This is a genomic window from Pelagerythrobacter marinus, assembly GCF_009827515.1.
GTDB classification, from domain to species: Bacteria; Pseudomonadota; Alphaproteobacteria; order Sphingomonadales; family Sphingomonadaceae; genus Pelagerythrobacter; species Pelagerythrobacter marinus.
Genome location: NZ_WTYO01000002.1, coordinates 544,605 through 566,354, shown reverse-complemented (window position 1 = coordinate 566,354; position 21,750 = coordinate 544,605). Strand labels below are relative to the sequence as shown.

Genomic DNA, 21,750 nt, shown 5'->3' with positions numbered 1-21,750 from the left:
CGCGTCTACCGGCTGCGCCCTGGCTGCCATGCACCCTCTTCTTCTTGCCCGTATCCGAACGGGCGATTCATGCACGTGCCCACGCGCCTTGGCAAGCGCGCTCGCGCGGCAGGAAATTGCCGAATCCTGCCCTTCGATTAACCGTTTTTTCAAGGGGTCTGGCGCATGCGGGCGGCATGGTGGTGGCGTCAGCAAGAACCGCGAGTGAGCCCGAGGCGCCCGGTTCGATGCTTTGGGCCGGTCCCGCGACGCATGCCGATGCGCCGGACCGTGCCCAGCCGCCGCTGCGCGCCGTGCCCGATGAACGCCGCCAGCGTCGCGACCGGCGCGAGGTCAAGCGCAACAAGGTTGCCGCGGTGGCGAAAGCGCCGCCGATCGTTCCGCCCCCGTTTGCCTGGATGAGCGTGGCGATCGCCGCCGCTTTCGCGATTTCCGGGGTGATCGCGCTCTCCGCGCCGCCCGCCGCCTGCATCGTCGCCGCGCTGCTCGGCATCGGGACCGCTGCGCTCGGCCGCCCGGTCAATGCCTGGGGCGACGGCGCGGCGCTGCCCGTTCCGGCCCGGCAGGGGCTGGCCGTCGCGCTTGTCCTCCTGTCGTCGGCCGGGGTCGGGTTCGGCCTGGCGGAGTGGATGTATTCGGGATCGCTCGACTGGCGCATCGGCGTCGCCGCGCTGGTCACGGTCAATATCCTGTTCGCCGCCCTTCTCAGCGACCGGATCGTGCTGGTTTTCATGAGCAAGCTCGGCTGCTGGGCCCCTGTGGCGCTTGTGGACGGCTCGTTCTATGCATTTTCCGGCCTGGCGATCGCCGCGATCACGAGCGGGCTCGTGGCCAGTTACCAGCTGCGTTTCGAGCGGGCGCGGGCCGAAGAGGAAGCCGCGCTCGCCCGCGTTCGCGACCGGGCGCAGAGCATTCTCCAGGACTACGAGGAAACGGGGCAGGGCTGGTTCTGGGAAACCGACCGTCGCGGACGGCTCACCTACCTCTCGCCTTCGGTCGCGCGCGCGCTCGGGCGCGCCGAAGACGAACTGGTCGGGCGCGCGTTCTCGCGCCTGTTCGATCTCGGCGACGAGAACCGCGAAGGCGAGCGGACGCTGACGTTCCACTTGTCCTCCCGCTCCTCGTTCGAGGGGCTGGCGGTCAAGGCCGCCGTTCCCGACGAAGAGCGTTGGTGGTCGATCAACGGGCGGCCGGTCTATGACGGTTTCCGCAATTTCTGCGGCTTTCGCGGTTCGGGCACCGACCTGACCGAGAAGAAGCTGAGCGAGGAAAATGCCAAGCGGCTCGCGCGGTACGACTCGCTGACCGGCCTGGCGAACCGTTTCCAGATGTCGCAGACGCTGGAAAAGATCGTCTGCAGCCCGCAGGAAAGGGAGCGCGAGTGCGCGATCTTCCTGCTCGACCTCGACCGGTTCAAGCACGTCAACGACACGCTGGGCCATCCCGCCGGCGACGCCTTGCTCAAGCAGGTCGCCCAGCGGCTGGAACGGGCCGTGGGCAAGCAGGGCCGCGTGGGGCGGCTCGGCGGCGACGAGTTCCAGGTGATCGTCCCCGGCCGGGTCGAACACGAACAACTCGGCCACCTGGCGCAGGAAATCATCCACGCCCTGTCGCAGCCCTATTCGATCGACGGGCAGCGGGTGGTGATCGGATCGTCCATCGGCATTGCCGTCTCGCCCGATCACGGCGTGACCAGCGAGGCGCTGATCCGCAACGCCGACCTCGCGCTGTACGCCGCGAAGGACGCCGGGCGGGGCCGGTGCCATTTCTATTCCAGCGACCTCCACAGCGCGGCGGAGGAACGCAATGCGCTCGAACAGGACCTGCGCGATGCGATCGCCCACGGCGGGCTGGAACTGTTCTACCAGCCGGTGGTGGACGCGAGCAGCGAACGGATTGCCGGGTTCGAGGCGCTGCTGCGCTGGAATCATCCGCGGCGCGGCTGGCTCTCGCCCGACAAGTTCGTGCCGATTGCCGAGGATACCGGCCTCATCGCCGCGATCGGCGAATGGGCGATCCGCACCGCCTGCAGCGCGCTGGCCGAATGGCCGGAGGAAGTGCGCTGCGCCGTCAACGTCTCGCCGCTCCAGTTCGCCAGTCCGCAGCTCCCGGCGATCATCACGAACGCGATCGCCCAGGCCGGCATCGATCCTTCGCGCCTGGAGCTGGAGATTACCGAGAGCGTCTTCCTCAACGACGACGAGGGGACCGAGGCGATGTTCGCCGCGCTCAAGCGCATCGGGGTGCGCCTGGCGCTCGACGATTTCGGGACCGGCTATTCCTCGCTCGGCTATCTGAAGAAGGCGCCCTTCGACAAGATCAAGATCGACCAGAGCTTCGTGCGCGGCGCCACGCGGCCGGGGAGCCGGAACGGCGCGATCATCGCCTCGATCACCAGCCTCGCCCAGGCGCTGGGAATGGACGTCACGGCCGAAGGCGTCGAGACGCTCGACGAGCTGGACCTCGTGCGCCAGCACGGCTGCACCCATGTCCAGGGCTATATCTACGACAAGGCGCTGAGCAGCCAGGCGGTGGAAGAACGGCTCGCGAACGGCCTCGCGATGGAAGCGGTCGGCCCGCGTGCGGCCCGCGCCCCGCGCAAGACGATGCTGCGCAAGGTCGTGCTCGAACACGCGGGGCAGCACTACGCCGGCACCGTCCGCAATGCCTCGACCGAGGGCGCGATGGTGGAGGGGCTGTGGAACGTCCCGGTCGGCACGCGCTTCCGCATTGCCCTGTCCGATACGCTGACGGTCGATGCGACGAGCCGCTGGTGCATCGACAACCGCATGGGCGTGCAGTTCGACCGCCCGATCCCGCTCGACATCGACGGCGCCCGGCCCCCGGCGGAAGAGCCGCGCAAGGCCCGCGCCTGACCGCCATTCCCGCTGCGATGGGGGCGAGCCAACGTCTCCGTCGTTGCAGCTTTCCGGCCGGGGTTATAAGGGGCCGCGATGACTGATCTTGGCCTTATTCGCAATTTCTCGATCATCGCGCATATCGACCATGGCAAGTCGACGCTCGCCGATCGGCTGATCCAGGTCTGCGGCGGGCTGACCGAGCGCGAGATGAGCGCGCAAGTCCTTGATAACATGGACATTGAGCGTGAGCGTGGGATCACGATCAAGGCCCAGACCGTGCGCCTCAACTACACCGCCCGGGACGGCCGGACCTACGAGCTCAACCTGATGGACACCCCCGGCCACGTCGACTTCGCCTACGAGGTCAGCCGCAGCCTCGCCGCGTGCGAGGGCGCGCTGCTGGTGGTCGATGCCGCGCAGGGGGTCGAGGCGCAGACGCTCGCCAATGTCTACCAGTCGATCGAGCACGATCACGAGATCGTCCCCGTCATCAACAAGATCGACCTGCCCGCGGCCGAGCCCGACAAGGTCAAGGCCGAGATCGAGGACATCATCGGCCTCGACGCCAGCGACGCCGTGCTCACCAGCGCGAAGTCCGGCATCGGGATCGAGGACACGCTGGAGGCGATCGTCGCCCGCATCCCGCCGCCCACCGGCGACCGCGACGCAGCCCTCAAAGCCATGCTGGTCGATAGCTGGTACGATCCCTACCTCGGCGTGGTCATCCTCGTGCGGGTGATGGACGGCGTGCTGAAGAAGGGCCTGCAGGTCCGCTTCATGCAGGGCGGCACGCAGCACCTGGTCGACCGGGTCGGCGCCTTCACCCCCAAGCGGGTGGACCTGCCGGAGATCGGCCCGGGCGAGATCGGCTTCATCACCGCGCAGATCAAGGAAGTCGAACAGGCGCGCGTGGGCGACACGATCACCACGGTGAAGGGCGGGGCGGACAAGGCCCTTCCCGGGTACAAGGAAGTCCAGCCCGTGGTCTTCTGCGGCCTCTTCCCCGTCGATGCCGCCGATTTCGAGAAGCTGCGCGAATCGATCGGCAAGCTGCGCCTCAACGATGCGAGCTTCAGCTACGAGATGGAAAGCAGCGCCGCGCTCGGCTTCGGCTTCCGCTGCGGCTTCCTCGGCCTCCTCCACCTGGAGATCATCCAGGAACGGCTGAGCCGCGAATACGATCTGGACCTGATCACGACGGCGCCCAGCGTCGTCTATCGCCTGCGACTGGGCAAGACGAAGAACGAGGAAGCGAAGACGATCGAGCTGCACAACCCGGCCGACTATCCCGATCCCAACCGGATCGAGTGGATCGAGGAGCCGTGGATCAAGGCGACGATCTACACGCCCGACGAATACCTCGGCGCGATCCTCAAGCTGTGCCAGGACCGCCGCGGCATCCAGACCGACCTCACCTATGTCGGCGGCCGCGCGCAGGTGACCTACGAGCTGCCGCTGAACGAGGTGGTGTTCGATTTCTACGACCGCCTGAAATCGATCAGCCGCGGCTACGCCAGCTTCGATTACGAGCAGATCGGCCTGCGCGAGGGCGACCTCGTCAAGATGAACATCCTGGTGAACAACGAGCCGGTCGATGCCCTGTCGCTGATCGTCCACCGCTCGGTCGCCGAAGAGCGCGGCCGCGGCATGTGCGAGCGCCTGAAGGACCTGATCCCGCGCCACCTGTTCAAGATCCCGATCCAGGCCGCGATCGGCGGCAAGGTCATCGCGAGAGAGACGATCGCCGCGCTGCGCAAGGACGTGACGGCGAAATGCTACGGCGGCGACATCACGCGCAAGAAAAAGCTGTTGGAAAAACAGAAGAAGGGGAAGGCGCGGATGCGGGAGTATGGCAATGTGTCGATCCCGCAGGAGGCGTTTATCGCGGCGCTGCGGATGGGGGAGGAGTGAGATCCGGTCTTGTTCCTGACGAGATGGGGGGAAGAGTGTCAGGCCAATCAGACGACAAGAATAGAGCCGTACGTCGGACTATACTTCAGGATAGCCCGACCGAGACAGATCAATTCTCTGGCCGCGGACACGCACGGACCGCCTATGCTCTTGCAAGGGCCATCTCACAGTTTAGGTCCGGCGACCACGCTGTCGGAATCGAAGGCTCATGGGGCTCAGGCAAATCCTCCATCGTCCGAATGGCTAAGACGGCGCTTGCTGAGGTTGATGCGGGACGCACGTATCACATATTTACATTCGATCTTTGGGCGAACCAGACCGGACATTTCCGAAGAGCATTTCTCGAAGCATTGTTGAGCTGGGGTTCGAAGGAGTTCCCTGATAAAGGAAGCGCTATTGACGAATGGCGTAGGAAGATCGAAAGCAAAAATCAAAAGATAGAAACAAACAATTACAAGAAATTCAGTAAGTTTGGACTCTTTACTGTTATATTTCTATACCTGACGCCGCTTTTGTATTTGTGGCTTGCGCCGACAGCGCTCCGAGATTCCACTGGCGCGGTCAAGTTCAACGCGGGTGCCGCAGCGGCGGGCATATTGCTTGGAATCTATGTTGTGTCATTCCTCATAGCCGTCTGGAGGCGCTTGCCTTCAGAGCGGACGTCGGCACGTTGGGTAGAAGCGTTTTCGCAAGTGATCTCGATCTTTTCGCGAGACGCGGAGGTGAGGCGGGTAAATCAGACAATACGGGACGAAGATCCGACTCAATATGAATTTACAAAGATATTCAGAGAGATTTCGGCGAGGCTGCAGGACAATCAGAATCGCTTGATAGTAGTTTTCGACAACATAGACCGGCTGCCATCGAAGCGAATTCCGGACGTATGGTCTGAAGTTCGAGGAGTCTTCTATGGTGAACACTTCGGCGCTGAGACCGATGGAAGCATCATAGCCATCGTGCCGTATGCTGAACGAATTGCGCTCAGCGCTATGGGCGGCGAATGTGCTTCGCCGCCTCCAAGCGAGTCGAGTATCATTGCTGGCGATGTGTTCAGAAAATCGTTCGATATCGTGTTCAATGTTTCGCCTCCGGTACTTTCAGACGCGTCAACGTTCTTTCGAGAAAAGTTCATTGCAAGTGTCGGAGATCAAATCTCTCTAGACTCGATCAAAAGAATTTACCGCATTTTCAATTTAAACATCGAGTCCTCGAATGCACCTCCGACACCACGCCAGGTGATATCGTTTATCAACGATGTAGCAAGCTATTGGGAACAGTGGGAGGGCGCTATCGCACCCGAGTCTGTCGCGGTATTTGTCGCGAACAAGACAAAGCTTCTTTCCGACCCGGGTAGTTTGCGGTCCAGCGATACGATCGATCCTCGGATGGTTCAGCTCGCGAACCAGCCCGACATTTTCCGAGATCTGGCTTCATTAGCGTACAATGTCGATCGCGATTTAGCCTTCCAGGTTCTCTCGCACGTTCAAATCCAACGAGCTTTGACGGTAGATCAGCCGGACTTGCTTCAAGAACTCGCAGATTCCGCATCCGTGAATGGATTTGCGGAGAACTTGAACAGGCTCGTCGATGAATTGAGCCAGGACTGGGGGTCCGAGAATCTGACGGAGCTCAGCGCGGCCATTTCGAATATTGCAGCAGTCAACATCGATCGCACAGACTTGGAGTACAGCCAAAAGACGTTGGCAACAACATTACAGGCGGTGAAGGCCTTCCCCTTCGCTCAGATGCCGAGTTTGTCAGGACTATGGAAGGCTTCTGCCTTCATCGAAGAGGCTACACTGCCCAGCTTCGTGGGAGCCATGGTCCGAGCGATAAATGCTGGACTACCCGCAGAACCCGCGAAGCAGACACTTCAGCATGGGCGGTCTTGGATCAAGATCGTCGCGGCGATCTGTGATGCCGTGAAGTCGGCGAAGGGCACAGACGCGGTGAGCAAGGTGCTGCCGACAATTGTGCTGCCTTCAGGTTCCGCTGCGGTCCTAGGCGCGGCGCTTGATTGTGATGAAACCGACTACCACATTCGCCAGTTCAAAAGACCTGCGAATGAAAAGGACATCGTTGCAGCGCTCGACCAGTATGCAACGGGAAGTGACTTCTTTTCCTACATGTGGGCTGAGCTGTCGCACCTGTTTGATGTAGAGCAATGCGTCCATCTGCTTGAGGTTGCCTTAGAGAACGCAAAGGCGAAGAAGCTCGACATTAGCACAGACGAGTTCAGAGCGCTTATTAAAACAGTGGACGTGCTCCAAAGCGCGGTTCCCATCGGTAACGAGCCCGCCACAACAGCGCTTCAAGACTTCTTCCAATCCGGCGCGCCGATGTATTATGCCTATCATGCCGACAAAGATGGAGGAAAGATTCGAGGTCATGCGACGGCCCTATTCTTCTGGCTGGCCATGCGCGAGTACAAGCACGAACAACCAGGAATGCCGCAACCGCAACAGGCGCCAATCTTCGGGAATATGTTGACTGAGTACAACTGGTTCCGGGCGAAACTAACTACCAGCGAACTCGAGCCAGACTTTGTGAACTCCATTGCGGAAATCGCTAACCGTACAGCGGCCTTCGAATACGTGTTGAAGCATGCATGTTCCGAGGAAGACGGCCGTGAGCTGTTCAAATCGGTGGCTCGAGCCATGCTAGCTCGGAACGAAGCAACTCTGCCTGATGCGACTTTCGTCATTTCAAATTTTCTGAAACTCAGGAAGGCCCTTGGTGAACAGTTTCAGACGCTGTTGTCCTTAGTGGGAACGTCATCTGTAGCAGCATACTGGCAATCGGCAGAGCTCGGGCGCGTTTCCCTGTCAATGCTGAGGGAAGTTGAAGGTCGGACGGAGATTGGATGGGAGAGCTTCACGACCAGTATCGCCGAAATGCTGAAGTCAGTGGGCTCTGCTCGTTGGCAGAAGGAACTCGATGAAGATGGCGCATTGGTGAAGTTGCTGTGCGAGCGAAACACGGTTAAGCCCGTTAAACTTACATCCACAGAATTTTTTGAACCCCTTATGAGTAATGCTTTGAAAGTTATGACGGGGGCGTACGATCCGAAAAAATCGGAGCGGAACTACGGGATACTTTTGAAATCTCTACCGCCGAGCTCGCAAAGAAGATTTGAGAGCGAATTCTTCGATCGGCATAACTCACATACCAGCGCGGTTTCTGCTGCTCTCGAGCATCTCCGATCCATACTAGACCGTTTACCCTATCGAACCAATCCCAACCGGACAGTTGAACGATACTTGCTTCCTCTGGCGAGGGAGAATTCGTCAGAAGCCAAGGCGTTCATTGAGGCAAAGAAGGACATCTTCAAAGATTGCATGCAAGCTGCAGACCGAGACCTTGTCGGCCAACTGAGAGAGTTTGTTGAAGGTCTGGAAGGTGATACAGACGAGGGGCAAGTGTCTATTCGAAAGCTCTTGGGCTTCCCTGTTAACAAGACGGAAGCAGAACAGCCGGAATAGGCAGGCCATTAGCATGGCCGCATCTGGAAACCAGCACCGCGCACTGGATGTTCGACCGGGGGCTGATCGGCCTGTCGGACGATCTTGACATCCTGATCTCGCGGCAGGTCAACGACCGCCCGAGCGTGGAGGCTATCATCAACAAGTCCGGGAAGGCGCTCGCGCGCGACCGGCTGGCGATGCGGCCGCATCCGGCGTTTCTCGGGTGGCATCGGGAGCATTGCTTCAAGCGATAGCTGGATTTTTTGTTTGCGCCCTCAAACGCCGACCGGGGCTTTTCAGGCGTCGTGGGTGGGGGGCAGGCCCGCCGCAGACCCCTCCCGCTGGCGGGAGGGGTGGGTCACCACTCGCCGTCCTTTAGCGTCCTGATGCGGGGGCCTGTTTCGGGGGGCGGGGGTTCGGCTTCGCTGTTCTCGTCGCCCGCCTCCTCCGCCGGGGCTGGGAGTTCGGGGAGCGGGGTGGGGGCTTGTGCGTTTCGCTCGATATAGGCCGGGTGTTCCGGGTCTTCGTAGGGGTTGTAGCCGTTCGCCTCGTCTTCGCGGTGGGCGGCTTCGTAGGCTTCGAGCAGGGCGCGGGTGCGGGGGCTCATGTGGAACAGGCGGCGTTCGCGCATCTGGCCCAGCTTGCGGTCGATGCTGGCGAGCACCTCGTCCTCGTGCTCGTAAGTGCCCTCGCGCCGCTTCTCCTCCTCCCACTCGGCGCGCCACTGCTTCTTCAGCCGCTCCAGCTCCATCTTGCCGATCGCGTTCAGGCCTTTCGCCTTGCCTTCCGCAAAGCGGCCGGGGGCGCGGTTTCGCAGCATGAACATCAGCAGCCGGTCGTTGTAACTGCGCCGGGTGCCGACCAGCTTGCCGTAGGAATAGACCGGCACTTCCACCCCGTGCAGCGCGCGCTGCATCGCGACGTCCTCGATCCGCCGGACGCCGAGGTCGAGCGCGGCCTCCCACGCCTTGCGGAAGCTCTCGGCGCCGGGCTGGCGGCGCAAGTGATAGGCGCCGACCGTGCTCATGTTCACCGCGCGGCAGGCGGCATCGACGCTGCCGGTATCGGCCAGGGCCTCGATGAAGCGGCGCTGGCGCGTCTCGGTCCAGCCGTCGTGGCGGCGGCACTTGCGCGGAACGGGGGTGAAGGCGGGCAGCTCGCCCCCGCCGGCGACGATCTCGTCCAGCGGCAGGCGCGTCTCGCGGTTGTCGGTGCGGCGGGTCATCCGGCAGGGTGGAGCAAAATTCCGCCGTGTAGGAAAATGAATTTTTGCCCGCGCGGGGCAGGAGGGGGGGAGCGCCGGGGGGAGGGCTATGGTGCCCAGGGACGGAATCGAACCGCCGACACTGCGATTTTCAGTCGCATGCTCTACCAACTGAGCTACCTGGGCGCACTCTGCGAACGACCCTTCGGAAAAGGCCGGCGAGCGGTTGGAAGCGGCCCTATGGCGAAGGCTGCCGGGCTTGGCAAGGGGGGAATCAGTCCTCGCGCGCGATCTCGTCCGGGGACGCCGGGCGGCCCGGGACGGCATAGCCATCGTTGAACCACTGGGCGAGGTCGCGGTCGCGGCAGCGGGCGGAGCAGAAGGGGGCGAATTCCTCGCGCCGCGGCTTCTTGCAGATCGGGCAGGGGCGGGGCTTGGTCATGCCGCCACCGCCTGCGCGAAACCGGCCTCCGGGGCAAGGGTGGCGTCGGATTCGATCCGCACCGCGCGGCCCGTGCGGCGGGTCAGCTCCTCCAGCCAGGGCGGGGCAAGCTGCGCGGCCACCGCCGGGTGGCAGGCGAGCAGCAGCGCGCCCGGCTCCGCCACCCGTTCCGCCCGGCGAAGCAGGCGCCGCGCGGCAAGGGCGGCGGGCGCGACATGCGCGAGGTGGAGGAGCGAGGGCCGTTCGAGCCGCGCGACGATCTGGACGAGGCCGAAGCCGTTCATCGCCGTGCGCTCGTGCGGCCAGCCTTCCAGCGCCGCGCCCAGCGCCGCGTCGACCGCGCGGCGATCCTCCCGCGCGGAGAGGGTGGGGAAATCGATCGCCACCGTCCCGCCCAGCCCGAAACGGCGCAGCGCGGCGGCGATCGGGGCGCAGGCGGCGAGCGCGAGTTCGCGCGGCGGCAAGGCCCCGTCGATGTCGATCACGGTCATGCCCGGCGTCGGGGCGAGGAGCAGGGTGCCGCCGGCGAAGTCGATCCGCGCGTCGAACGCCTCGCCGACGAGCTCGTCCCAGTCGCAGGGGGGGAAGGCGTGGACCACGCGCACCGCGCGGCCGGCGGCGGAAAGGCGCTCGGCCAGCGTGGGCGCGGCCGGTTCCGCGGCGCTCGGCCGGGCCTGCGCCAGCTTGCTGCGGCCCCGTTCCCCGATCGCGGCGCGCACGATCTCGACCCGCAGGCCGGCCCCTTCGGCCGCGTCGCGCGGCAGGCGGCCGACGAGCGCCTCTTCGCCGCCGGGCAGGGCCACTCTCCCACGCGATCCGCCGGCGTTGCGCGCGAGCAGGCGGCCCTCGAGCACCTGGCCCGGCATCGCCCGGCCGGGCCATTCGACGTGCGCCTCGACGATCCGGCCATCGGCGATCCGCACCGCGCGGTGTTCGCTGATCCCTTCCTCGACCAGCCAGTCAGCCAAGGGCGAACCCTGCCGCCTTGAGCAGCGCGCGCGTTTCGAACAGCGGCAGGCCGACCACGCCCGAATGGCTGCCCTGAATCCACGCCACCAGCCCTTCGGCCGCGCCCTGGATCGCGTAGCCGCCGGCTTTTCCGTGCCATTCGCCGCCGGCGATATAGGCGTCGACCTCTTCGCGCGAGAGGCGCTTGAAGCGCACGCTCGTCTCGCTCAGCCGTTCGCGCAGGGTCCCGTCGGGGTGGAGCAGCGCGACCGAGGAGAAGACCCGGTGCCGCCGGCCCGACAGAAGCTGCAGGCAGGCGCGCGCGGTCGCCTCGTCCTCCGCCTTGGGCAGGATGCGCCGCCCGGCCGCGACGACGGTGTCGCCGGCGAGGACGTGGCGCGTGCCATCGGCCGCGGCCAGCGCCTTTTCCCGCGCCATGCGCGCGGCATAGCGGCGCGGCAGTTCGCCGGGCAGGGGGCTTTCGTCGATATCGGCAGGGGCGATCCCGGCCGGCTCCACCCCCAGGCGGGCCAGCAGCTCGCGCCGGCGCGGGCTGGCGGAGGCGAGGAGGAGCGCAGGCAGCGCGCGGTCGCCCGCCGCCCGGCGCGGAGAGGAGAAATCGGTCATCGGGTCGGCATCCGGGCCCGGGCCCCCGTCGCGTGCCCCATCGCGGCTCTCGTCGCGGCCCCGGTAGCGGCCCCAGGGCGGCCTTTCATGGCAGCCCCCGCGCCTGCGGGCGGCGTTCGCCGGGCCGGGGCAGGGGCGGCACCGCTTACTGCGGCCCCGGGCCGCCGCGTCCGGGCATGAAGCGATAGGTGATGCGCGCCTTGGTCAGGTCGTAAGGCGTCAGCTCGCACAGAACCTCGTCCCCCACGAGCACGCGGATGCGGTTCTTGCGCATCTTGCCGGCGGTATGGCCGAGTACCTCGTGACCGTTTTCGAGCTCCACCCGGAACATCGCGTTGGGCAGCAGTTCGACCACCTTGCCGCGCATTTCGAGGAGTTCTTCCTTGGCCATCCAGTAATCGTTCCGTTTGCAAGAGTGTGGGGATCGGGCGCGCGCTTTAGCGGCGCGGGCGGCAAAAGGGAAGCCTTCTCCGCGATCGGGCGCAGGGGCGGTGCATTCGCGTCAATCGCCCGGAAAGCTTCGTGCGACAATTCGTTACGCGTCCGGGGATTGCGCGCCGGCCGCCGCCTTGGCACTTCGCCGCTGCGGGGGAGAGGGCCAACGACACGAGGAAAGAGCACCTTGCCGAGACTGTCCACGACCGCATCCTTTCTCGCCATTGCCGCCTTCACCGCCGCCCCGGCCGCCGCGCAGGTCGATCCCGCCCCTGCCGGCGCGATCGCGCAGGACGGCGCCGCCCCGGGCGTGGAGGAAGGCGTGGAAGAGGGCGAGGCCGAGATCGTCGTCACGGCGGAGCGGCTGCGCGGCCAGGTCGATACCGACGTGCCGCCGGTGCTCGAACTCGATGCCGAGGAGATCGCGTCCTACGGCGCGGGTTCGATCGAGGAACTGATCGAACAGCTCGCGCCGCAGACCGGATCGGGCCGCGGGCGCGGATCGGGCCGCCCGGTGTTCCTCGTCAACGGCCAGCGCGTCGGCGGCTTTCGCGAGTTTCGCCGCTACCCGCCCGAGGCAATCCAGAAAGTCGAGGTCCTGCCCGAGGAAGTGGCGCTGCAGTTCGGCTATCCGGCCGACCAGCGGGTGATCAACTTCATCCTGAAGGACAACTTCGCCTCGCGCGAGGTGGAGCTGGAATATGGCGGCCCCGACCGCGGCGGCACGGCCAATGGCGAGATCGAGCTGTCGCAGCTGACGATCGACGGTTCGCGCCGGACCAATATCGGTTTCGAGTTCAACACCAATTCGATGCTGACCGAGGCGGAGCGCGACATCGTCCAGACCCCGGGCAGCACGCCGACGGTCGCGGGCGACCCCGATCCGGCGGCCTTCCGCAGCCTGCGCGCCGATGCCGAGTCCTGGGAACTCGACGCGACGATCAACGACACGCTGGGCGATGCCCCCGGCACGGGCACATACTCGCTCAACGCCGGGATCGAACGCGGCTTCAGCCGTTCGCTTTCGGGTCTCGACGTCGTGACGCTGACCGACGGGGGCGCAAGCGCGGTGCGCACGATCGACGACGATCCGCTCGAACGGCGGCGGCGCGCGACGACGTATTCGCTCGGCGGGTCGCTCAACAAGCCGGTCGGCGACTGGATGCTCGACGCGACGCTCGACGGCAGCCGCGCCGACACGACCACGCTGATCGATGCGCGGCGCGATACCGGCGTGCTGCAGGACATGGTCGATGCCGGCGAGCTGGCGATCGACGGCCCGCTGCCCGCGCTCGCCCCGGGTGGAACCGACCGGGCCGACAGCACGACCTACAGCGCCGATTTCAAGACCACGCTGCGCGGCACCCCCTTCACGCTGCCCGCGGGTGAGGTGCGGGCGACGTTCGATGCCGGCTATTCCTGGAACCGGATCGAGAGCACCGATACCCGTTCCGACGCCGGCGAACTGGCGCAGACGCGCGGCAACCTGACCGCCGGGGTCAACCTGGGCCTGCCGATCGCCAGCGCGCGCGAGGGGTTCCTGGGCGCGCTGGGCGAAGTGAACCTGAACCTGGCCGCCGGGGTCGATCGCCTGTCCGATTTCGGCACGCTCGCCGATGCCACCGCGGGCCTCGCCTGGCGCCCGACCGAGGCGCTGACCCTGCAGGCCAGCTATATCTGGCGCGAGGCCGCCCCCAGCCTGTCGCAACTGGGCGATCCGGTGGTCACCGACTACAACGTGCCGGTCTACGATTTCAGCCGCGGCGAAAGCGTGCTGGCGACGATCGTGACCGGCGGCAATCCCGACCTGGCCGCCGAAACGCAGCGCGACATCAAGCTGGCGGCCAATTACGAGCTGGAGCTGTTCAGCCGCACCAACATCGTGGTCGAGTACTTCCGCAACCGCTCGGACGACGTGACCCAGTCGTTCCCGCTGCTGACCCCGGCGATCGAGGAAGCCTTCCCCGACCGGGTCGTGCGCGACGGGGCGGGCAACCTGGTCTCGATCGACCGCCGGCCGGTGACTTTCGCCGGCACGCGCAGCGCGCGCCTGCGCTACGGCATCAACATGTTCGGCCGGGTCGGCAAGGAAGCGACCGACGGCGAGAGCGACAGGCGCGGCGGCGCGCGCGCCGGCGGGCGGGCGCGGGCGGGCGCGGGCGAGGGCGCGCAGCCGCCGGCCAATGGCGGCGAAGGGCCGCCGGCACCCGCGGGCACCGCGCGGCAGGCGGGGCCGGGCGCGCAGGATGGCCGCGGCCAGGCGCGCGGGCGGTTCGACCCGGCGCGCATGGCCGAGCTGCGCGAGCGGTTCTGCGCCGCGCCCGAAGGCGAAGTGCCCGACCTTTCCGGCCTGCCCGAACGGATGCTCGCGCGCCTGAAGGGGGCCGACGGGCAGGTCGATCCCGCGCGGGTCGCCATGTTGCGCGAACGGTTCTGCAGCGAGGAAGGCGCCGCCGCCGGGGGGCAGTTCGGCCGGATGGACCCCGAACGCTTTGCCGCCCTGCGCCGGGCGCTCTGCGCCGATCCGGCCGCGCCGGTCGATCTCGATGCCCTGCCCGAACGGGTGCGCGCGCGCCTCGCCGGCGCCGACGGGCAGGTCGATCCCGCGCGCCTGGCCGCCTTCCGCGAACGGATCTGCGCCATGCCGGCCCCGCCTGCCGGGGGCGAGGCACGCCAGGGGGGCGAGGGCACCCAGGGGGCCGGCCGCAGCGGTGGCGGCGGGCGCGGCGGCGGCGCAGGTCGCTTCGGCCGGCACGGCGACGGGCAGGGGCGCTGGAACCTGGGCCTCTATCACTCGATCGAGTTCGAGAACGAAGTGCTCGTCGCGCCCGGCGGCCCGGTGCTCGACCAGCTCGACGGGCAGGCGATCGGCAGCGGCATCCCGCGCCACAAGATCGAGCTGGAAGGCGGGCTGTTCTACAAGGGGCTGGGCCTGCGCCTTTCGGGCGATTACCAGTCGGCCACGCGGATCGACGGCACCGGCCTGCCCGGATCGCAGGACCTGTTCTTCGACGATATCGCGACGTTCGACTTGCGCGCCTTCGTCAACCTCGAACAGCAGGAATGGCTGGCCGGCGAGCCCGGCTTCTGGAAGGGCGCGCGGCTTTCGCTGCGGGTCGACAACCTGTTCGACGCGCGCCAGCGGGTGACCGATGCCAGCGGCGCCGTACCGGTGAGCTACCAGCCGCTGCTGACCGACCCGCTGGGCCGCACGTTCGAGATCGAGTTCCGCAAGCTGTTCTAGGCTCGTCTCCGGCAGGGCCGAAGCGGGCCGTCAGCCGCGCAGTTCGGCGAGCGCGTTGCCGGCGGCGACCGCGCTCGCCCAGGCCCACTGGAAGTTGTAGCCGCCGAGCCAGCCGGTCACGTCCACCGCCTCGCCGATCGCGTAGAGGCCGGGGACCGCCTTCGCCTCCATCGTGCGCGACGACAGCTCGCTGGTGGCGATCCCGCCCAGCGTCACCTCGGCCTTGGCGAAGCCCTCGCTCCCGTTCGGGTGGAAGTGCCAGTCGGACAGCGCCTGCCCGGCCGCGCGCAGGCGCTTGTCGGGCAGGTTGCCGAGATCGCCGGACAGGCCGATCCGCTCGGCCAGCGTGGCGGCGAGCCGGTCGGGCAGGCGCTCGCCCAGCACGGTCCGCAGGTGCGCGCGCGGGGTCCGGCGTTTGGCCTCGACCAGCCACTCGGGCGCGGTGCCGGGCAGGAAATCGATCGCGACCGCGTCGCCCGGGCGCCAGTAGGAGGAAACCTGCAGGATCGCCGGGCCCGACAGGCCGCGATGGGTGAACAGCGCCGCCTCGCGAAAGGCGGCGCGGCCGCAGCGCGCCTCGACCGGGGCGGAAACGCCCGAAAGCTCGCGGAACAGGACGTCCTCGCCGCCCAGCGTCAGCGGCACGAGCGCGGGGCGCGGCTCGACGATCCGCAGGCCGAAACGCCGTGCGAGGCGATAGGCGAAATCGCTCGCGCCCATCTTGGGAATGGAAGGCCCGCCGGTGGCGATCACGAGCGCGGGGGCGGATTGGGTGCCGCCTGGCGTCGTGACGTCAAACCGGCCGTCGACGTGCGCGACATCGCCGATCTCTTCCCCGCAGCGAACATCCACCTGGCCGCCGGCGGCCTGCGCCGCTGCGCATTCGTCCAGCAACATGGCGACGATCTGGCGCGCCGACCCGTCGCAGAACAGCTGGCCCAGCGTCTTTTCGTGCCAGGCGATCGCGTGGCGTTCGACCAGCGCCAGGAAATCGTGCGCGGTGTACCGGCTCAGCGCCGACTTGGCGAAATGCGGATTGGCGGAAAGATAGCGGTCGGGGGCGGTGTGGATATTGGTGAAATTGCACCGTCCGCCGCCCGAAATCAGGATCTTGCGCCCGACCTCGGCCGCGCGTTCCAGCACCAGCACGCGGCGGCCCCGCTGCCCGGCGACGGCGGCGCACATCAGCCCGGCGGCCCCTCCGCCCAGCACGATGATGTCGTAATCCTGCATCCCGGGCGCGGTAGAGAAGCCGGCCGGAATGGCAAGCGCGGTCAGATCGCGCGGTCGCCCGCTTCGCCGACCGATTCGATGTCGCGGCCGAGGCCCTTGACCGTGTTGCAGGCGGCCAGCGTCACGACCGAGGCGCCCAGGGCCACGATGGCGATCGTCTTCTTCAGCATCTGTCGAACTCCTGATTCCCGTGTTTGCCAGCATAGTCGCTGGCGCCGGCGCGCGCGATAGCCGTGCGGACCTGAACCGGCGCTGTTGCGCCTGCCGGTTCCCATTTCCGGCGCAGCGATTATGTCAGGCCCATGTCGCGAACCCCCGCCGGAACCCCGCACGACCCGAGAGGCGCCGAGCGCTTCAACGAGGAGCGCGCCACCTATACCGTCAAGGGCGGCACCCGGCCGGACATCGAGGCGGGGGTGGCCGCGATCCGCGACACGGTGAAGACGCTGCGGCCCAAGCCGGGGGTCTACCGGATGCTCGATGCCCGCGGCGACGTGCTCTACGTCGGCAAGGCGCGCGCGCTGCGCAACCGGGTGGCGAACTACACCCAGGTCGCGAACCTTTCGAACCGGCTGCGGCGCATGGTCAGCCAGACCCGGCGGATGGAAATCGTCACGACCAATTCGGAGGCCGAGGCGCTCCTGCTCGAAGCGCAGCTGATCAAGCGCTTCCGCCCGCCGTACAATGTCCTGCTGCGCGACGATAAATCCTTTCCTTTCATTCTCTTGCGCGCCGATCATGAATATCCGCGCATCATGAAGCACCGCGGCGCGCGGCGGGCGAAAGGCAATTACTACGGCCCCTTCGCCAGCGCCGGATCGGTCAATACGACAATCAATGCGCTGCAGAAGCTGTTCCTGCTAAGATCCTGCACGGACAGCTTTTTTGCCCGCCGCGACCGGCCGTGCCTGCTCTACCAGATCAAGCGCTGCTCCGCCCCCTGCGTGGGCCGGATCGGGCCGGAGGCCTACGGCGAACTGGTGCAGGAGGCGAAGGATTTCCTCTCGGGCCGGTCGGGCGCGGTGCAGAAGAAGATCGAGGCGCAGATGGCCCAGGCCGCCGAAGACCTCGATTTCGAGCGCGCGGCCATGCTGCGCGACCGGCTGCGCGCGGCGACCGCGATCCAGGCGAGCCAGGCGGTCAATGCCGCCGGGGTCGGCGACGCCGATGTCTTCGCGCTCGCGGCCAAGGGCGGCCAGGTCGGCATCCAGGCCTTCTTCGTCCGCGGCGGGCAGAACTGGGGCCACCGCGCGTTCTTCCCCACCCATACCCAGGACGTGGAGGAAGCGGACGTGCTCGCCGGCGTTCTCGCCCAGTTCTACGAGGAAGTGCCGCCCCCGCGCACGGTGCTGGTCGACCGCGCGCTGCCCGAACAGGCGCTGCTGGCCCAGGCGCTGGGCGAAAGCGCGGGCCACCGGGTTGAGATCAGCGTGCCCCAGCGCGGCGAGCGCCGCCGGCTGATGGCGCAGGCGAGCCGCAACGCGGTCGAGGCGCTCGACCGGCGCCTGGCCGAAAGCGGCACCCGGGCGAAGATCAACCGCGAGCTGGCCGAGTTCTTCGAACTGGCCGAGCCGCCCCGCCGGATCGAGGTTTACGACAACAGCCATATCCAGGGTGCGAAAGCCGTGGGTGCGATGATCGTCGCCGGGCCCGAGGGGTTCCTCAAGAGCCAGTATCGCAAGTTCAACATCCGCACGGCGCAAAGCAACGACGATTTCGGGATGATGCGCGAAGTCATGACCCGCCGCTTCGCCCGCGCGCTGGAGGAAGACCCGGACCGCGACGGCGACACCTGGCCCGACCTGGTGCTGATCGACGGGGGCAAGGGCCAGATGTCGGCGGTGCGCGACGCGCTGGAGGAACTGGGGATCGAGGACGTGCCCCTGATCGCCATCGCCAAGGGCCCGCACCACGGACGCGAGGGGCGCGAGGTGTTTCATTTCCCCGACGGGCGCGAGAAGACCCTGCCGACCAATTCCCCCCTGCTGTTCCACCTCCAGACGCTGCGCGACGAAGTGCACCGCTTCGCCATCGGCGCCCACCGGGCGAAGCGCAGCCGGGCGATCAGCGCCTCCCCGCTCGACGAGATCCCGGGCATCGGCCCGAGCCGCAAGCGCGCGCTGCTGCTGCGGTTCGGCACTGCGGGCAAAGTGCGCGCGGCCGCGCTGGAAGACCTGAAACGGACCCCGGGGATCAGCGCCGCCGTGGCGCAGAAGATCTACGATTTCTATCACCCCGCCGGCTGACCGGGGCGAGCGCGCGCAGCGCGCGGATTTGGGGCGGCCGTTAACCCGCGTTAAAGCATTGGCGCCGACAGTTCGGTCCGTGGCGGATGCCGCGCGGGGGCTTCGATACCGGTCGGGATCGCACTTGCTCGCGCGCCGCGAAGGCCGCCGATGCGAGGAGACGACACATGCACAGGATTGCCGCCATTATCGCGCTGGGCCTGGGACTATCGGCTTGCGCCACCGGAGGGCCGGGCAAGCACGGGTATTTCGATTGCAGCGATGGCTCGGTGCTGAAAGTGAACTTCACCCACGGCGGGGCGACCGTCGTCAGGAACAACGGCGTGCCGATCTACGTCCGCTCGGTCCAGTCGGTCGGCGCCTCGGTGTTCGAGAACCGCGCCGGCTACCGGCTCCAGGTTTCCGGCGACACCGTGACCTGGAGCGGCAAGACGCGCGAGGCGCCGCTGACCTGCCGCCGCGTGACCCTGCCCCGCTAGGCGCGAAAAGGCATTCGCCTGCGCCCGCCGGCCCCGATGCGGCTCGTGCCTTCGCGCGGCTATCGTGTATAGTCGCCGGGGCGCCGCTTCGCTGCCGGAGGGCGTAGCCGTTCGCGGGCCCCGGCCCGCACGGCGTTTACCAATGGATGGCAGCAGTCAGGCGGCGTTCACGCCCCGATCGGCCGGTGCCGGAAACACCATCTTTACGATGTTCCCCTATGGCAGCGGCGAACAAGGGATGCTGCATTGTTGCCACTGGCACGAAACCTGATCGCATCCGAGAGGTTGCGCCATGCGGCAATCGCCGTAGGCATCGCCGTGCTCGTCGCGGTCACGACGATCCTGCGCCCGCTCGACATCACCGTCTGGTCGCTCCAGGCCAAGCTGTTCGATCATCGGCCCAGCGGCGAGATCGTGTTCGTGGAGGCGGAACGCGGAGCCGGGGCGGATGCGCTGGTCACCGCCAACCGGCGCCTTGCCGGGACGCTCGAGGCCGTGGATGCCGCCGGTGCAGCGCGCATATTCATCGACCTGCCGATCCAGCGAAGCGGCGATGACGCCGTGGACGAGCGGCTGCGCGGCGAGCTCCTGCGCCTGCGCGACAAGACCGTGCTCACGCGTTCGCTTCGCACGGACTTCCTGAACGGGCGCGGCGTTGCCGAGACCGATCCCTTCTTCGCTCGCGGGCTGCGAATGGTCAGCAATGACTACAAGACCGATTTCCTCGGCTATGTCTGGGGTATCGATGCGGTTCATGGCGATGGCCGACGGACCCTGCCGGCATTGTGGACCGAGCTGGCCGGGAATTCCGGCCCCAAGGCGGAACTCGCGCCCGACTACGCGGTGAACGTCGAAGCCATCCCGTCCTTCGAAGCTGTAAACCTGGGAACAGACGCCCTGTCGGCCTCAATTCGCGATAGAGCGGTTGTTCTGGGCCAAGCCGGTCAGAGTCGTCGCGTGGTGAAAATCCCGGGCAGCGGCGTCGTCAATCCCAGCCTTGTTCACATCGTTGCCGCAGAAACCGCGCTACGTGGCGGCGGACAGCCGGTGAATTGGCCGTGGACAACCGCATTCTTTGGCCTGTTGCTGGCTCTGGCGGCGAGCGCTTCGGTCCGGGCGCGTCGTCGGCGTTTGCTTTACGGTCTTCTTGTGGTTTCGCTGGTGGCGACCGTCGTGGTCACAGCAGCCTCCGGGGTCAGGGCGATCTTTGCGTCGTCAATCGCACTCTTTATCGTCTACGCGTGTTTGCGGCTCATTGTTCGATTCAAACGTCGGCACCTCCTGGTCGAGCCGCGCAGCAAGCTGCCCAATTTTGTCGCCTTGAGACGCGATCTCAGCGACGATCCGCCCGACGGAGCGGCGGCCATCGTCGTGGCGAAGATCGCGCGCCTCGATGCCGTGTTCGCGACGCTGACCCCGGCCGACCAGGGCCGATACCTGCGCCAGCTCGCCTCGCGGCTGGCGCTCGGCGATCCCGAAGCGCGCATCTATTACGACGGCGGCAAGTACTTCGCCCTGATCCTCGCCGCGGCCAAGTACGAGGACCTGCAAGGGCATCTGGAGGGTCTGCGCGCCATCGCATCGCAGTCGGTGACCGTATCGGACAGGGTGCTGGACGTTTCGATGACGATCGGCGTCGATCGATCGGCCGAGAAGTCGGGGCCCAGCCGGTTGAGCTCTGCCATTGCCGCCGCCGACCAGGCGCGCGAGGCCTATCGCCCGGTCTTCATCATCTCCGACACGGTCGACGATGCGGAAGAGTGGGACTATTCGCTGCAGGCGCGGCTGGAGAGCGCGCTCTCGCAGGATCGGATCTCGATCAAGTTGCAGCCGCAGGCCGATCTTCGCACTGGACAGATCATCGGTGCCGAGGCGCTGGCGCGGTGGGTGGACGAGGAGCGGGGCGAGATCCCGCCGGCCCGATTCATCCTCCAGTGCGAACGCGTCGGCCGGCTGGACGAGCTGACCAAGCGCATCCTGATGAAGAGCCTGAGTGCAGCGGAAACACTGCGACAGGCCGGTCATACGCCGCGCATCTCGGTGAATGTCTCGGCGATCCAGTTCGTCGATACCCGGATCGCCGAGCTGATCGAGCGCTGTCTGGCAGTTCGGCCAGCCGATCCATCTCGCCTCACGATCGAACTGACGGAAACCGCGCGCATCGAGGACTTTTCATCTGCCCGATCGGTAATTGAAGAGATCAAGGCGCTCGGAGTTTCGTTTTCCATGGACGATTTCGGGGTTGCCAGCGCGAACCTGGAGGCGATGTTCGAACTGCCTTTCGATGAGATCAAGATCGACCAGTTGTTTGTGCAACGCATTCACTCATCGCCGATGGCACGAGCTATCGTGGCCAATGTTTCGCGGCTTGCGAGAGAGACGGGGTTGACCTCAGTGGCCGAGGGAATCGAGGATCAACAGACCTTTACCGCACTGCGGGAGATGGGTGTCGACATCGGTCAAGGTTACCACATTGCGCGCCCGATCGTCCTTTCGGAGCTAGAAAAAACGCTTTCTTTACAAAAGGATGCCATCGCTCCTTTTGAAAATCGTGGTTAACAATTTACAAACGGACATGGTTAACGTATTTCTCCGTAGCAGGCAGCAACAGGAGATTAACCATGTTTGGTTCGATCTGGGACTGGATCTTCAACTG

15 protein-coding genes and 1 tRNA gene are annotated in these 21,750 nt (G+C 66.2%); 8 read left to right on the top strand and 8 right to left on the bottom strand.

The features are described 5' to 3' along the window. The first annotated feature begins 227 nt into the window (after positions 1-227). From GRI72_RS06545 to GRI72_RS06530, 4 genes are all read left to right on the top strand, one after another. Positions 228-2,876 (top strand): EAL domain-containing protein, encoded by a 2,649-nt coding sequence (locus GRI72_RS06545; RefSeq protein ID WP_160733112.1) that lies wholly within the window; start codon positions 228-230, stop codon positions 2,874-2,876. Between the two features lie 78 nt (positions 2,877-2,954). Beyond that, on the top strand, positions 2,955-4,772 hold the full coding sequence (lepA, locus tag GRI72_RS06540) for a translation elongation factor 4 (protein WP_160733111.1): 1,818 nt from the start codon (positions 2,955-2,957) through the stop codon (positions 4,770-4,772). 23 nt (positions 4,773-4,795) lie between these two features. After that, positions 4,796-8,254, top strand: a complete 3,459-nt coding sequence (locus tag GRI72_RS06535) for a P-loop NTPase fold protein (RefSeq protein WP_237486912.1) — start codon at positions 4,796-4,798, stop codon at positions 8,252-8,254. A gap of 47 nt (positions 8,255-8,301) precedes the next feature. Further along, positions 8,302-8,490 (top strand): hypothetical protein, encoded by a 189-nt coding sequence (locus tag GRI72_RS06530; protein ID WP_160733109.1) that lies wholly within the window; start codon positions 8,302-8,304, stop codon positions 8,488-8,490. A gap of 104 nt (positions 8,491-8,594) precedes the next feature. Here the strand turns inward: GRI72_RS06530 and GRI72_RS06525 are convergent, their stop codons facing one another. The 6 genes from GRI72_RS06525 to infA all read right to left on the bottom strand — a co-directional run bounded on the left by GRI72_RS06525 (position 8,595) and on the right by infA (position 11,848). Continuing rightward, complete coding sequence (locus GRI72_RS06525; protein ID WP_160733108.1) at positions 8,595-9,461, bottom strand: hypothetical protein; 867 nt, start codon at positions 9,459-9,461, stop codon at positions 8,595-8,597. A gap of 89 nt (positions 9,462-9,550) precedes the next feature. After that, positions 9,551-9,626 (bottom strand) — tRNA-Phe (locus GRI72_RS06520). 88 nt (positions 9,627-9,714) lie between these two features. After that, positions 9,715-9,882, bottom strand: a complete 168-nt coding sequence (locus GRI72_RS06515) for a DNA gyrase inhibitor YacG (RefSeq protein WP_160733107.1) — start codon at positions 9,880-9,882, stop codon at positions 9,715-9,717. Beyond that, positions 9,879-10,850, bottom strand: a complete 972-nt coding sequence (locus tag GRI72_RS06510) for an Rne/Rng family ribonuclease (RefSeq protein ID WP_160733106.1) — start codon at positions 10,848-10,850, stop codon at positions 9,879-9,881. Before GRI72_RS06510 ends, GRI72_RS06515 begins: the two co-directional genes overlap by 4 nt. Further along, positions 10,843-11,457: a Maf family protein gene (locus tag GRI72_RS06505; RefSeq protein ID WP_160733105.1), complete on the bottom strand. Its 615-nt coding sequence runs from the start codon at positions 11,455-11,457 to the stop codon at positions 10,843-10,845. Before GRI72_RS06505 ends, GRI72_RS06510 begins: the two co-directional genes overlap by 8 nt. A gap of 145 nt (positions 11,458-11,602) precedes the next feature. Beyond that, complete coding sequence (gene infA, locus GRI72_RS06500; protein ID WP_047806247.1) at positions 11,603-11,848, bottom strand: translation initiation factor IF-1; 246 nt, start codon at positions 11,846-11,848, stop codon at positions 11,603-11,605. Positions 11,849-12,079: 231 nt separating this feature from the next. On the opposite strand from infA, the gene GRI72_RS14840 reads away from it, so the two are divergent. Further along, entirely contained in the window at positions 12,080-15,136 is a 3,057-nt protein-coding gene (locus GRI72_RS14840; protein ID WP_160733104.1) for a TonB-dependent receptor domain-containing protein, read from the top strand. 30 nt (positions 15,137-15,166) lie between these two features. Here the strand turns inward: GRI72_RS14840 and GRI72_RS06490 are convergent, their stop codons facing one another. Together GRI72_RS06490 and GRI72_RS06485 are read right to left on the bottom strand one after the other, a co-directional pair. Further along, on the bottom strand, positions 15,167-16,369 hold the full coding sequence (locus GRI72_RS06490; protein WP_160733103.1) for a BaiN/RdsA family NAD(P)/FAD-dependent oxidoreductase: 1,203 nt from the start codon (positions 16,367-16,369) through the stop codon (positions 15,167-15,169). A gap of 41 nt (positions 16,370-16,410) precedes the next feature. Then, positions 16,411-16,539 (bottom strand): entericidin A/B family lipoprotein, encoded by a 129-nt coding sequence (locus GRI72_RS06485; RefSeq protein ID WP_160733102.1) that lies wholly within the window; start codon positions 16,537-16,539, stop codon positions 16,411-16,413. A gap of 132 nt (positions 16,540-16,671) precedes the next feature. Between GRI72_RS06485 and uvrC the strand changes: the two genes are divergently transcribed. The 3 genes from uvrC to GRI72_RS06470 all read left to right on the top strand — a co-directional run bounded on the left by uvrC (position 16,672) and on the right by GRI72_RS06470 (position 21,653). Next, positions 16,672-18,615: an excinuclease ABC subunit UvrC gene (uvrC, locus tag GRI72_RS06480; protein ID WP_160733101.1), complete on the top strand. Its 1,944-nt coding sequence runs from the start codon at positions 16,672-16,674 to the stop codon at positions 18,613-18,615. A gap of 167 nt (positions 18,616-18,782) precedes the next feature. Then, entirely contained in the window at positions 18,783-19,094 is a 312-nt protein-coding gene (locus GRI72_RS06475; protein ID WP_160733100.1) for a hypothetical protein, read from the top strand. 246 nt (positions 19,095-19,340) lie between these two features. Beyond that, entirely contained in the window at positions 19,341-21,653 is a 2,313-nt protein-coding gene (locus GRI72_RS06470; RefSeq protein WP_160733099.1) for an EAL domain-containing protein, read from the top strand. Positions 21,654-21,750 lie beyond the last annotated feature (97 nt).